The 13709-nt window shown below is 70.2% G+C and carries 11 protein-coding genes; 4 read left to right on the forward strand and 7 right to left on the reverse strand.

All coding sequences use genetic code 11. From position 1 onward, the window contains the following. The first annotated feature begins 10 nt into the window (after positions 1–10). A complete protein-coding gene (locus EXE63_RS07165; protein WP_168141356.1) occupies positions 11–316 on the forward strand; it encodes a hypothetical protein in 306 nt (101 codons plus the stop codon). Between the two features lie 3 nt (positions 317–319). Here the strand turns inward: EXE63_RS07165 and nudC are convergent, their stop codons facing one another. Further along, positions 320–1243: an NAD(+) diphosphatase gene (gene nudC / locus EXE63_RS07170; protein WP_168141357.1), complete on the reverse strand. Its 924-nt coding sequence runs from the start codon at positions 1241–1243 to the stop codon at positions 320–322. A 6-nt stretch (positions 1244–1249) separates the two neighbouring features. Continuing rightward, positions 1250–2341, reverse strand: coding sequence for a potassium channel family protein (locus EXE63_RS07175; RefSeq protein ID WP_168141358.1), 1092 nt, complete (start codon positions 2339–2341; stop codon positions 1250–1252). Between the two features lie 42 nt (positions 2342–2383). Between EXE63_RS07175 and EXE63_RS07180 the strand changes: the two genes are divergently transcribed. After that, positions 2384–2779: a DoxX family protein gene (locus EXE63_RS07180; RefSeq protein ID WP_168141359.1), complete on the forward strand. Its 396-nt coding sequence runs from the start codon at positions 2384–2386 to the stop codon at positions 2777–2779. On the opposite strand, the gene EXE63_RS07185 is transcribed toward EXE63_RS07180, so the two are convergent. Both EXE63_RS07185 and EXE63_RS07190 read right to left on the reverse strand, forming a co-directional pair. After that, the gene (locus EXE63_RS07185; protein WP_372513178.1) at positions 2764–6096 is read right to left on the reverse strand and encodes an ATP-dependent helicase; all 3333 of its coding nucleotides are present in this window, start codon (positions 6094–6096) and stop codon (positions 2764–2766) included. The two genes, EXE63_RS07180 and EXE63_RS07185, sit on opposite strands and share 16 nt — an antisense overlap. After that, on the reverse strand, positions 6036–9143 hold the full coding sequence (locus tag EXE63_RS07190) for an ATP-dependent helicase (protein WP_168141361.1): 3108 nt from the start codon (positions 9141–9143) through the stop codon (positions 6036–6038). Before EXE63_RS07190 ends, EXE63_RS07185 begins: the two co-directional genes overlap by 61 nt. A gap of 95 nt (positions 9144–9238) precedes the next feature. Between EXE63_RS07190 and EXE63_RS07195 the strand changes: the two genes are divergently transcribed. Together EXE63_RS07195 and EXE63_RS07200 are read left to right on the forward strand one after the other, a co-directional pair. Continuing rightward, a complete protein-coding gene (locus tag EXE63_RS07195; RefSeq protein WP_168141362.1) occupies positions 9239–10030 on the forward strand; it encodes an alpha/beta hydrolase in 792 nt (263 codons plus the stop codon). Positions 10031–10032: 2 nt separating this feature from the next. Further along, positions 10033–10329: an MGMT family protein gene (locus tag EXE63_RS07200; protein ID WP_168141363.1), complete on the forward strand. Its 297-nt coding sequence runs from the start codon at positions 10033–10035 to the stop codon at positions 10327–10329. A gap of 106 nt (positions 10330–10435) precedes the next feature. Here EXE63_RS07200 and EXE63_RS07205 read toward each other — a convergent pair whose 3' ends face one another. The 3 genes from EXE63_RS07205 to EXE63_RS07215 all read right to left on the reverse strand — a co-directional run bounded on the left by EXE63_RS07205 (position 10436) and on the right by EXE63_RS07215 (position 13629). Beyond that, positions 10436–11290, reverse strand: a complete 855-nt coding sequence (locus tag EXE63_RS07205) for a TIGR02569 family protein (RefSeq protein ID WP_105365739.1) — start codon at positions 11288–11290, stop codon at positions 10436–10438. Positions 11291–11327: 37 nt separating this feature from the next. Beyond that, complete coding sequence (moeZ, locus tag EXE63_RS07210; protein ID WP_210000600.1) at positions 11328–12494, reverse strand: adenylyltransferase/sulfurtransferase MoeZ; 1167 nt, start codon at positions 12492–12494, stop codon at positions 11328–11330. A gap of 133 nt (positions 12495–12627) precedes the next feature. Further along, a complete protein-coding gene (locus tag EXE63_RS07215; protein WP_168145446.1) occupies positions 12628–13629 on the reverse strand; it encodes a DUF3152 domain-containing protein in 1002 nt (333 codons plus the stop codon). Positions 13630–13709 lie beyond the last annotated feature (80 nt).

Here is a 13709-nt window from a genome sequence, read left to right on the forward strand (position 1 = left end):
TGTTCGATGCATGACTCAGAGCCTTCCGGGTATCGATACCCTCCGCACCGAACGCTCAGCGCTCGTCGCCGAAGCCGAAGCACTGCTGGCGAGGTCACGTTCACGGCCGGCGATGGAACACGCCATCGCGCTCTACGGTCGAGCCGAACACCTCGCCCGCGAGGAACAGCTGCTGCTGCTGGCCACCCTGAAATCGAAGACCAGCCCGGGTGCTCTCGGCGCACGGTCCTGGGTGGAGTTCGTGTCGACCCAGCTGAAACTCACCCACGACGACGCCCGCCTCGTGTTACGGGACATCGACGCGCTGGGGGCGTAGCGATCAGTCCAGGGCAGCCCAGGACTCGATGATCTCCCGGGCAATGGAGATGGACCCCGGCAGCAACAGCCGCGAGGACGAATCGCTGCTCCAGTCCCCGCTTTCGAGCGCGTCACGGATCTCGGTGCGGGTGAACCAGTGCGCCTCGACAATCTCGCCGTCGTTGAACGCGAACGGCTGCTCGGGATCGCCGAGCGCGTGGAAACCCACCATCAGCGAGCGCGGGAACGGCCACGGCTGACTGCCCAGGTACTGCACGTCGGTGACGTCGAGGCCGACCTCCTCGGCGATCTCGCGGACCACACAGGCTTCGAAGGACTCCCCCGCCTCCACGAACCCGGCCAGGATCGAGAACAGCCGCTCCGGCCAGACGGCCTGGCGGGCCAGCACCGCACGGTCGTGGCCGTCGTGCACCAGACAGATCACCGCGGGGTCGATGCGCGGGAACTCCTCGTGGCCGTTGTCGGGGTTGAGCCGCGACCAGCCCGCCTTGACCGACTTGGTCGGCGACCCGTCGACCGGGCTGTAGCGGGCGTTGTCATGCCAGTTGAGCAGCGCGGTCGCGGTGGATACCAGCTGCGCACTGGCGTCGTCGAAGATCGCCCCGGCCCGGCGAAGGTCGAGCACCTCGGATTCGACGGTCGGATCCTCGGGCGCCTCCAGCGCGCCGCGGATCGCCCAGACGTGTCTGCCGTCGTCGAGGCGGCCCAGGAACACCGCCTGCTCGGGCGGCGCGTCGCCCAGACCGGCGGCCTTGCCGAGCACGACACTGCCGCCGGCGATCAGCACCTGGTTGCGCCGGTCCACCCGCAGTACCAGGGCGTCGGCCCAGCCGGCGATCGCGGCGTCGATATCGGTGCGCAGCGTGTCGGCGCGGTCGGCCCCGACCCGGGACAACAGAGGAATGTTCCGGAGTGTGAAACTCAAGGTGGGTTACCGGTCTTCCTTGGAGCGGATGTAGAGCAGCCGGTCGGTCAGCTCCAGAGCATCTACCCGTTCGTCGTCCACCCGAAGCAGGTCGCCGTTGCGGACGACGCCGAGCACGATGTCGGTGAGATGGCGCGGTGAGCCGCCGACTTCCTTGGGCTCGACCTGGCGCTCGGCGATGGCGAAACCCTCGTCGGGCGTCAGCAGGTCTTCCATCATCTCGACCACACTCGGGGTCTGGGTGGCGATGCCCAGCAGCCGGCCCGCGGTCTCGGAGGTGACGACGGTGGTGTTCGCGCCGGACTGCTTGAGCAGATGCTGGTTCTCGGCCTCCCGCACGGCGGCAATGATGTTGGCCCGCGGGTTGAGTTCGCGGGCGGTCAGGGTCACCAGCACGGCGGTGTCATCACTGTTGCAGGCGACGATGATCGACTTGGCGTGCTGGGCCGAGGCCAGCCGCAGGATCTCCGAATCGGTGGCACTGCCCCGCACGGTGACCAGGCCGGCATTCTTGGCGCGCTCGAGTGCGGTCGGGTTGTTCTCGACCACGACGATGTCGGCGAGCGCGACATCGTCACCGATCATCGCCGCAACGGCGGTGCGGCCCTTGGTTCCGTATCCGACGACGACGGTGTGGTTACGCACGCTTCTCCTCCATCGCTGGATCTTCAATGCCTGACGTGACTGGTTGGTGAGGGTCTCGACCGTGGTTCCGATCAGGACGATCAGGAATGCCACCCGCAGCGGCGTGATGACCAGAACGTTGACCAGCCGGGCCGATGGCGTCACCGGGGTGATGTCACCGTAGCCAGTGGTCGACAGCGACACCGTGGCGTAGTACAGGCAGTCCAAGAATGACAGCGGATCGTCCGGGTTCGGCGCGGAGTCGATATCGCGGTAGCCGTGCCGGTCGAGATAGACGATGAGCACGGTCGCGAACAGCGCACCCAGCGCCAACAGCACCCGGGTGAAAATGCGCCGCCACGGGCTGACGAACTTCTCCGGGATGGTGAGAACGTCCACGAGGTCGGCGTCATGGCGCGAGGACAGGTTCTCGTTCACCGCCGCCAGCCGCCGGCGCAATCTACCTTTGGCCACGTTTCACCGATCGCGACGGGGTGGGCACGTCACAATGTAACCATGACACGCCCCGCATCCGGAGATCAGAAGCAAGCAACCGCCACCCGTGCCGTCCGGATGGGCGGGTGGCTCGTCGGCATGGGCGTCCTGCATTTCGTGGCCCCCAAGCCGTTCGACACCATCGTGCCCACCGAGCTGCCCGGCAGCGCCCGCTTCTACACCCACGCCTCCGGCGTGGCCGAGGTCGCCGCCGGCGCATTGCTGATCGCACCGAAAACCCGCAAGGTCGGCGCGCTGGCGTCGATCGCGCTGTTTCTCGGGGTGTTCCCCGCCAACGTCAACATGGTGCGCCTCTGGAAAGACAAGCCACTGCCGATGCGCATCGGCGCGGTCGCCCGACTGCCGCTGCAGATTCCGATGATCACCCAGGCGTACAAGATCTATCGCAACGCCTGACCGTCCTCCAGCAACCCGGCCAGATCCTCGGCGCCGGGCAGCGTGTCCGGCATGACGGTCACCCCACTGCGCACGTAGTGAAACGCCGCCCGCACTGATTCCACCGGGCACCCCTGCAGACCCGCCCACGCCAGCCGGTACACCGCGAGCTGTATCGCGGCGTGGCTCTGGGTCTCCGGAGTGCTCGGCGGCTCACCGGTTTTCCAGTCGACCACCACCGCGCCGCCGTCGGCTTCGGCGAAGACGGCGTCGATGCGCCCGCGCACCACGGTGGCGCGCGGGCCCTCGAGGATCATGTCGAAGGGCACCTCGACGTCGATCGGGGTGCGTGACGCCCAGGGCGAGGACGCGAACGCGGCCTGCAGGTCCGCCAGTTCCTCGGCGTGCGCCCGCCCGGCCTCCCCGTCCACCGCTCCGGGCAGATCATCGAGGTCGAACAACCGCTCCGCATGAAAGTAACGCTGCACCCACTCGTGGAATGCGGTGCCCAGCAAGGCATGTGGGTCCGGCCGGGCCGGCAGCCGGCGGCGTAGCCGCTGTCGGGCGGCCGCGGGATCCTTACCCAGGTCGACCAGGGTGCTCACCGACAGTTGTCCGGGCAACTCGACCGGGGCCTGCTCGGCGGCCCGCTCCCGCTCGGCGAGCAGCGCGTCGACGTCGGCGGCCCAATCCTCGGGGTCGAGCGCTGCCCCGACGGTTCCCTCGGCGGCGTGGGTAACCAGTGCGGCCCCGCGCGCAATATCGGCGTGGCGGCCGGCGGCCGGCGGCACCGGCCACACCGCTTCGACGATGCTGCCGCGCAACGGGTTCGGTTCGCCGTCGGGCGGCTCGGGCGCCCATTCCTCGATGAGCCCGCAGGGCTGCCCGGCCGCCGCCGAGGCATCGATGATGGCCTTGAGTTCCAACAGGAACTCCGAGGGTCCGCGGGGTTTGGCCTCGGTGGGCCCCCAGTGGTGCCCCGAGAGCAGCAGGGTGCCCTCCGAGCGGGTCAGCGCCACGTACAGCAACCGCCGTTCCTCGTCGCCGCGACGCTGGGCCAGCATGTCCTTGTGATCGGCGATCTTGTCGGACAACGTCTTCCGGTCGTTGATATCCGAGGTGTCCAGGACCGGGACACCGTGTTCGTTCACCGGGGCATCCGGGCGAGCGGAGCGACGGGATATGGCGCGGTCCCCACGCAGCAGCGGCGGTAGGTCACCGGCATCGCTGAGCCAGGTGCGGGCCATCGCGGTGGACGGGAACACCCGCGCGCTCAGGTGCGGAACCGCCACCACCTGCCATTCCAGGCCCTTGGCGGCGTGCACGGTGAGGATCTGCACCCGGTCGGCCGAGACCGTCACCTCCGCCGGCGCCAGACCGTTCTCGACGTCCGCGGCGACATCCAGGTAGGCCAGCAACCCAGCCGGCGCGCCGTCGGAGCGGGCGGCGAAGTCGGCCACCACGTCACCGAAGGCGTCCAGGTGCTCGGTGCCGCCCCAGCCCGCGGGCACCGGGCGGGCCGCCCGGACTTCCACGTCGACGCCGAGCACCCGGCGTATCTCGGCGACCAGATCGGGCAGCGGATGCGTGAGATGGGCACGCAGACCGGTGAGTTCGCGGCCGAGTGCGACGATGCGCGCATGACCGGCGACCGAGTACAGCTCGCTCGGGCCAGGGTCACAGATGGCATCGGCCAGGCACGCGGTGTCCGCATCGGGCGCGGCCGCGGCCACGATGCGCTCCATGGGGCCCAGCTGAGCGGCGGGCACATCCAGGTCGACGGCGCGCTGCCACAGCGCCGCGATATCACGGGCCCCCAACCGCCAGCGCGGCCCGGTCAGCACCCGCATCGCGGCCGCACCGCCGGTCGGGTCGACCACCAGGCGCAGCATGGCCACCACATCGGCGACCTCGGGGATCGCCAGCAACCCGGCCAGGCCGACCACCTCGACCGGAATGCCGCGTGCGGTCAGCGCCTCGGCCATCGGCGCCGCATCGGCGTTGCGCCGGACCAGAACCGCCGCGGTCGGCGGCGTCGGGGTAGCCCGGTAGCGGCCCGCCACCTGATCGGCCACCCAGTTGCGTTCGGCGACAACGTCGGACAGCAGCGCCGCGCGGATGGTGCCCGGCTCGGCATCCGGGCGGGGCAGCAGTTCCCGCACGCTCACCGACCGCCGGCGGGCCTGCTCGGACACCGCATTCGCCAGGTGCAGCGCCTCCGGCGGGTTGCGCCAACTGGTGCGCAGCTCCAGGGTGGGCGCAGGGCTGCCGTCGGCGTGCGGGAAGTCGGTCGCGAACCGCGGCAGGTTGGTCGCCGACGCGCCGCGCCAGCCGTAGATGGACTGGACGGGGTCACCGACCGCCGTCAGCGCCAAGCCGTCGTCGACGCCGCCACCGAACAGCGAGGACAGGGCGATTCGCTGGGCGTGCCCGGTGTCCTGATATTCGTCGAGCAGGACCACCCGGTAGCGCTGCCGGAGCTCGGCACCGACCTGCGGTGCGGCCACCGCCAGCCGGGCGGCCGCCGACATCTGAGCGCCGAAGTCCATCACCTTCTCCGCCCGCATGCGGCGGTGCAGCTCGTCGATCAGCGGCACCAGTTCGGTGCGTTCGTTCTGGGTGGCCAGCAACTTGAGCAGCCACTGCGCCGGCCCACGGTCGGTCCGGTTGCCGCCGGCGGGCAGGTGGTGGATGAGACGTTCCAGCTCGGTGTGGGTGTCCAGCAGCGCAGCGGTGTCCACGAGGTGTTCGGACAGCGCACCGGCCAACCGCAGCACCAGGGCGGTCACCGCGGCCGGTGACTTCTCGGTGTCCAGGACACGCGGATGGTCACAGACCACCCGGAAGGCCAACTGCCACAACTCCGTTGCGCCGATCAGCCGGGTGTCCGGCTCGACCGGCAGCAGCAGTCCGTGATCGCGCAGCAGCGTCCCGGCGAAGGCGTGGTAGGTGCTGATGGTGGGCGGGTCATCGGCCCGGATGTCGCGGCCGATACCGGTCCCGGCCAGTCGCGCCAGCCGGGTGCGGACCCGGCGCAGCAGCTGGCCGGCGGCCTTACGGGTGAACGTGAGGCCGAGAACCTCACTGGGCCGGGCATATCCGTTGGCCACCAGCCAGACCACCCGGGCGGCCATCGTCTCGGTCTTACCGGCACCGGCGCCGGCGATGACGACCAGCGGGCCCGGCGGGGCGGCGATCACCGCGGCCTGTTCGGCCGTCGGGGCGAACAGGCCCAGCGCGTCGGACAGCTCGGCGGGGCTGTACTGCTGCGCTGCGTTCACGACCGGCCTTCCGGGTTCTGGGCGGGGCAGATGGCACGCACCGGGCAGTGCCCGCACCCGTCGTTGGCGCGCGCGACGAACTGCGGGCCCTGGGTCGCCGCGGCCGCCGCGGTAACGGTATCGCGCCACTGCTGGGCCGTATCGGCGGTGAGCGCGTCCTGGGCGCGTTCGGTCACCCCGCTCGCGGTGGTCTTGGCCGGGTAGACCAGCAGGCCGCCGCCGGGCTCATCTCCTTCGGGCAGAACACCCTCGGCGACGGCAAGCTGGTACATCGCCAACTGAGCGTGGCGCTGGGCATCATCCTTGGTGGCCGGGCTCTTGCCGGTCTTGACGTCGACGATCACCAGGCGGTCGGCGTTGTCCCGCTCGAGGCGGTCGATGCGCCCGCGCACCCGCACGCCGGGGGCCACCATGCCGTCGACGGCGACCTCGGTGCCGACCTCGCTGAACTGGTCGCGGGTGGACTGGCGCCACTGCGCGAACGCCGACAGCATCGCGCCGTGTCGGGCCAGTTCGTTGTCGGCGTACCACTGGGATTCATACGGCATTGCCGACCAGACACTCTCCAACTCGGCGAGCAGCCGGCTCTCGGTCTTGGTGGAGTCCGCCACCAGCGCGTGCACCAGAGTTCCGACCGCGGAACGGACATCGCGGCCGTCGGAGCCACCGTGGCGTTCCAGCAGCCAGCGCAGCGGGCAGTCCGCGAGCGTCTGCAGCGTGGACGGTGACAACGTGCTCACGTGATCATCGCCCGACCATAGCGGCTCGGCCGTGGACGGTTCGGTGCGCACATGCCACAGCGAGGGGTCCGCGCCGGGCACGCCGGCCTCCGCGAGACGCGCCAATTGCGTTGCCGCGCAGGCTCTGGCATCAGATTCGACGTCGCCTTCGGGGGCGCACGCCACGGCCCGCAACCGGCCGACCAGCGCCGCGGGCGTCAGTACCCGGGGCGCCGGGATGATCTCACGTTCGCCGCCGGTGTCGGTGTCCTCGGTGGCCAGGGCGGCGAGCTCGGCGCAGAACGGCGACGGCAGCAGCGCGGCATCGCCGGTATCGCTGTCGACGGCGGTCACCAGCAGACGATCACGGGCGCGCCCCATCGCCGCGATCAGCAGCCGGCGTTCCTCGGCCAGCAGCGGGGCCCGGGTCGACACCCTGGCCGTCGGGCCATCGTCGGAACCCGTCACACCGTCAAGCACGTCGACCAGGTGCTGGGTGCCGAGCACCCCACCGCGGGGAACGGTGTTGGGCCACAACCCTTCCTGCAGTCCGGCCAGGACCACGAAGTCCCAGTCCCGTTCCAGCGCCGCGTGCGGGCTGCAGATCGCCACCGTATCGGCCCGCTCGGGGCGGGTGCCGGTGGTCGGCAACTCCAGCGCATCGACGTGGGCGACCAGACCGCCCAGCGTCGCCCCGGTGGTGTTGGTGACGTACTGATCGGCGATGTCGAACAGTGCAGTGACCGACGCGAGATCGCGTTCGGCGGCCGTGCTCCCGGCACCGCCACGGTCGGCCTGGGTGACCAGGCGTTTCTGCAGGCCGCTGCGATTCCAGGCTTGCCACAACGTGTTCCGGGGATCCTCGCCGCCGCGATGGCTCTGCTTGGCTGCGCGCAGCACTGCCTGCACCCGCTGCAGGCAGCGCGCCAGGTCGGCGGGCAGGCCATCGGGGACGCGCTGCACCGATTTCGCCAGCAGTTCGGAGAATTCCTGCTGATGGCCGAACGTGCGCCGCAACGCGCGACGCAGCTGCCGCAGCGACACCGGGTCCACCCGCCCGATGGGTCCGGTCACCAGATCCATCGCGGCCGCACCGGTGAGCCCGTTCGCTGTCGCGTCGGCCACGATCAACAGCGCGCGCACCGCGGGTTGCTGGGCCAGGCAGGCGTCCGGGCCGGGCAGATCGACGGGTACACCGGAGGCGGTCAGGGTGCGGCCCAGCGCGGCGCCGACCCGCGGTACCGAACGGACGATCACAGCCATCCGTGACCACGGCACACCGTCGATCAGATGGGCGCGGCGCAGGGCGTCGGCGATGAGCGTGGACTCGGCGTGCACGGAGCCCGCGATCTTCACCGTCACCGAACCCGGCCGGCCGGGCGCCCCGGTGAACTCACGCATGCCGTCGGCTCCGGGCAGCCGACGCGCGATCCCGGTGACCGCGGCGGCCACCGCCGTCGAGCACCGGTGCGACCCGGTGAGCACCACGGCCGGGGTATCGGCGCGCAACAGTGCCGGATCACCACCGCGGTAACCGAAGACGGCCTGATCGGGGTCACCGGCGAGCACCGTGAGATCGGATCCGGCGGCCAGCACCCGCACCAGCAGCGCCGCCTGCGGGTCGAGCTGCTGCGCATCGTCGACCAGCAGCACACGTACCCGGGCCCGTTCGGCGCCCAGCAGTGCGTGATCCAAGGCCAGTGCGTCCAGGGCGGCCCCGACCAGTTCGGCCGCACCCAGCGCCGGCACGGTGGCCTGCGGTGCGGCCATGCCGACCGACGAGCGCAGCAACATCACCTGCTCGTACATGGCGGCGAACCGACCCGCCGCCACCCATTCCGGGCGCGCCGACAGCCTGCCGAGGCGCTGAAGGGCGACCGGGTCCACACCACGTTCGGCGCACCGCGCCAACAGATCACGCAACTCGGTGGCGAAACCGGCCGTCCCCAGGGCCGGATGCAGCGACAGCGGCCAGCCATCGGCGCCGTCCTCCAGATCACCGGCGAGCAGCTCTCGGATGATGCCGTGCTGCTCGGCACTGGTGATCAGCCGCGGCGGCGGATCACCATTGCGTTGCGCGGCCAGGCGCAGCACCGCGAAGGCATAGGAGTGCACGGTACGGACCAGCGGCTCACGCACCACGCCGCGCGCACCCGCGGTGAGCAGTGCGGCGGTGATCGCGGCGCGGGCCTGCGCCCCGAGCCGGGCCGAACCGGTCAGCAGCAGAACGCTTTCCGGGTCCGCGCCGGCGGCGATGTGGGCCACCGCGGTGTCGACGAGCAACGTGCTCTTGCCGGTGCCCGCCCCACCGAGCACCCGCACCGTGCCGCGCATACCCGGTGCGGTGAGCGCGTTCGGGGTGAGATCGGTGTGCGGCGCGGACATGCGAGCATTTCACCAGGCACCTCCGACAAGTCGCGCTGACCAGCGCGGACGGGCCGGCGAGAACGGGATGTGAGGTCGGCACCTACGATCGAGGCGTGACCGATCCCCTGCACACCTACCGCTACGGCCCGTCCCGGCCTGCCCAGATCCTGGGCGTGCACGGGCTCACCGGGCACGGCCGTCGCTGGGAAACCTTGTCCAATCAGTATCTGCCCGAGTTCTCGGTGCTGGCACCGGATCTGATCGGGCACGGCCGGTCCACCTGGGCGGCGCCGTGGACGGTCGAGGCCAATGTGGCAGCGCTGGCGGCGTTGCTGGACGCCGAGGGCGGCGGGCCGGTGCTGGTGGTCGGGCATTCGTTCGGCGGCGCGGTGGCACTGAGCCTCGCGGCGGCCCGGCCCGAGCTGGTTTCCGGGCTGGTGTTGCTGGATCCGGCGGTGGCCCTGGACGGCGCCTGGATGGCCGAGATCGCCGACGCGATGCTGTCTTCCCCCGACTACCCCGACCGCGAAGAGGCCACCGCCGACAAACTCTCCGGGTCGTGGGCCGAGGTGGCCGCCACGTTCCCCGACGAGCTGACCCGTGAACTCGATGAGCACCTGATCGCGCTGCCCAACGGGCGCCTGGGCTGGCGGATCAGTGTCCCGGCGGCGATGTCCTACTGGAGTGAGTTGACCCGGCCGATCCCGTTGCCGCGCAGCGGAACACCGACCACGCTGATGCTGGCGACCCGGACCTCCCCACCGTATGTGAGCGACACGCTGATCAGCACCTTGGGTGAGGCACTCGGCGCGAGCTTCACGCTGGCCGAGGTGGACTGCGACCATATGGTCGCCCAGGCCCTGCCCGCCGAGACCGCAGCGATCATCCGCGGGCACCTGGCCTGATCGTGGCGCCGATCACCGAGGATCAGGTCGAGGTGGTGCGGGCGCTGGTGGCCCGGATCCCGGCCGGGCGGGTGAGCACCTACGGTGATATCGCCGAGCAGGCCGGGCTGCCCAGCCCGCGCATCGTGGCGTGGATCATGCGCACCGACTCCTCGGATCTGCCGTGGCACCGGGTGATTCGGGCCTCCGGGTGGCCGGCGCCGCACCTGGCCACCCGGCAGCTGGAGCGGTTACGCGCCGAGGGGGTGCTGGCCGACGACGGCCGGGTACCGCTGCGCGAGTACCGCCACGAGTTCTGAGTGCGCGCGAGCAGTCCCCCGCAAGCGGGAGGTGCCCCCAGTAAATGGCCCCAGATAGTGCCGATTTTGGGGCCATTTGTGTCTGCTCGCCGGAAAAGGGGTGGGCTTAGAGGGCGAGCCGGACCAGCGCCGCGGTGCGGGCCAGGCCTGGGAACGCCGACGCCGTCGACCGCGGATGCAGCGCATGCACGGCGAGCCGGAACATCAAGGCCCGCAACAGCATCTGCGGCCATTCCGGGAGCGGATTCCACCGCTCGACCAGACCGTCATCGGCCTCACCCCAGGCCAGTGCGTCGACCACCACGACGCCGGCCGCCCAGGACGCGGGCCGCCAGTACGGGGTGATATCGGTGATGCCGGGTGCCGCGGTACCGGCGAAAAGCACTGTGCCGTAGAGATCTCCGTGCACCAGTTGGCTGGGGCTGCGGGTCGGTGTGCGTAACGCGGCGAGCTGGTTGATCAGCTCCACGGACTTCTGGCCGTCGGCCGAGCCCGGCGCCACCCGAGCACCCTGGGGCAGCCCGTGCAGCGGCCGGTCCTCCCAGGCCGCGCGATCGGCGGCGATGAACACGTCGACATCCGACCACGGCGCCACCGGCGGCTGGGTCAGGAAACGCGGGCGCTCCAGTTTCGCGGTGGCCTCGTGCAACCGCACCGCGGCGGAGACCACTTCGTCGTGGCGCGGTTCGGGAGTACCCGCCACGAAGGTGTCGGCACGCCACCCGGCGACCACATAGCGGCCGTCGGTGGAGCGCACCGGGCGGGCCAGCCGGATACCGTCGGCGAACAACGTCTCGCGGACCTTGGCCGACCAGGCGGCGCGCGCGTGGTCGGCCACCATGGACAGCACGACCTCGCCGCACCGCCAGCCGCCCTCCCAGCTGGAACCCAGCGGAACCGGCGACAGGCCGGCCAGACCAAACGCCGCCATCACATGGTCGGGTGGCAGATCGTCAGACACGCACGTCAGCCTAAGCGGTGCTCCGGTCGACAAGGGGTCAGTACATGACCATGTCGGGCTCGAGTTGTTTGGCCCAGGCCACGATGCCGCCCTGCAGGTGCAGCGCATCGGAGAATCCGGCCTTCTTCAGCACGGCCAGCATCTCGGCCGAACGCACCCCGGTCTTGCAGTAGAGCACCGCGGTCTTGTCCTGCGGCACGGTCGCCAGGCCTTCGCCGGCCTCGATCACCGATTTGGGGATCAACTTGGCGCCCTCGATGTGGTTGATCTCCCACTCGACGGGTTCGCGGACGTCGATCAGCGCCACCGGCTTTCCGGATTCGAGCAGCTCACGCAGCTCTTTCGGGGTCACGGTCGCGCCCGCCGAAGCCTGCGCCGCGTCGTCCGACACCACACCGCAAAAGGCCTCGTAATCGATCAGTTCGGTGATCTTCGGGGTGGACGGGTCCTTGCGGATCTTGATGGTCCGGTAGGTCATGTCCAGCGCGTCGTACACCATCAGCCGGCCCAACAGCGGGTCGCCGATACCGGTGAGCAGCTTGATGGCCTCGGTGCCCATCACCGAGGCGATCGAGGCGCACAGGATGCCGAGCACACCGCCCTCGGCGCAGGACGGCACCATTCCCGGCGGCGGCGGCTCCGGGTAGAGGTCGCGGTAGTTCAGGCCCAGTCCGTCGGGGGCGTCCTCCCAGAACACCGACACCTGGCCCTCGAAGCGGTAGATGGAGCCCCACACGTAGGGCTTGCCCGCGAGCACCGCGGCATCGTTGACCAGGTAACGGGTCGCGAAGTTGTCGGTGCCGTCCAGGATCAGGTCGTACTGGGCGAACAGTTCGACGGCGTTCTCGGGCTCGAGGCGCAGTTCGTGCAGCACCACGTTGACCAATGGGTTGACCTCGAGCACGGAATCGCGGGCGCTCTGCGCCTTGGGCCGGCCGATATCGGACTGGCCGTGGATGATCTGGCGCTGCAGGTTGGACTCGTCTACGACGTCGAATTCGACGATGCCGATGGTCCCGACGCCGGCGGCGGCCAGGTACAACAGGGTGGGCGACCCGAGCCCGCCGGCACCGATGACCAGCACCTTGGCGTTCTTCAGCCGCTTCTGGCCCTCCACACCCATGTCCGGGATGATCAGGTGTCGGCTGTAGCGGGCGACCTCTTCGCGGGTCAGTTCAGCGGCTGGCTCCACCAGCGGTGGCAACGACGTCACCGTGTGCTCCTCGAATCGACGACGAATTCCTGGGCCAATCAGACCAGGCACACGTACTCAACAGCAATTCAGGGCATTACGTTCCCGGTGTGCCCCACCATGGACGGCCGCAGCGATCGGGCACTCAGGCGATCGGGTACGGCCACGGATTGAAGCGGCAGGTCAGGCTGTCGGCCTTCACCGACTCCGGATCGAACCGGGCGCCGTCGTTGTTACTGGTGGAGAAGGTCTGCTGCATCATGATCGGCGCCAGTGCGCCGTTCTCCGGGCACGGCTCGTGCTGGCGGTAGCCGATCGCATGGCCGACCTCGTGGTTGACCACGTACTGCCGGTAGGACCCGATATCGCCCTGGAACGAGGTGGCGCCGCGCACCCACCTCGCCTCGTTGATGAACACCCGGGCCTGGTCCCCCAGGTAGGCCGGGTTGTAGCAGGACGCTTCCAGCGGGATGTCGTACCCGCAGCCCTCGCGGATGGTCAGCGGGGAGGTCAGCGACACCCGGAAGTCCGGCGGGCCTTCGCTGTCGTTGTCGACACGCAGGAACGCGAACTGGGCGTTGTGGGTCCAGCTTTTCGGATTGGCCAGGGTCTCGCTGACCATGCGGGCGAAGCCCTCGTCACCGCCGAAGGACGCGGTGTCCAGACCGTCTTCCACCTCGACGGAGTAGGTGAACGTCCGCTCGGTGCCCTGGCCGATCTTGGGTGAGGTGCCCGGCACGATGTGCCAGGTCTTCGCGCCGGCCTGGGTGAACGGCCCGCCGCCGGGCAGGATGCCGGCCGGCAGGTTGGCGTCGAACTCGGTCAGTCCCTTGGGCGGTGCGCCGACGATGCCGGTGCTCGGGGCGTCGATGGTGGGCGGACCCTGGACGGGTCCTTCGGCGTTGACCGCGACCGGCGTCGTGCCGGTACCGGTCACCGTCTGATAGAGCACGATGCAGGTCACGACCGCCAGGATCGGCAGGGCGTAGGCCCGCCAGCCGTAGGTCGAGACGAAGCGGCCCAGCCAGGTCTGCTTGCGCCACTGCTGGTGCTCGTCACGGTTGGCCCGCGGCCTGCCCTGGTCATCGGCCAGCGGGTCACGCTGGGCCCGCAGTGGCTCACGCTGATCGTCGCGCTGCACCGGCACCCGGTCCGGGGCGGTGCGCTGACTGCGCTCCTGCCCGCGGTACCGGACCCCGTGATCGTTGTACCGGGGCCCGGAGTCGG

Source organism: Mycolicibacterium frederiksbergense (assembly GCF_012223425.1).
Taxonomy (GTDB): Bacteria; Actinomycetota; Actinomycetes; order Mycobacteriales; family Mycobacteriaceae; genus Mycobacterium; species Mycobacterium frederiksbergense.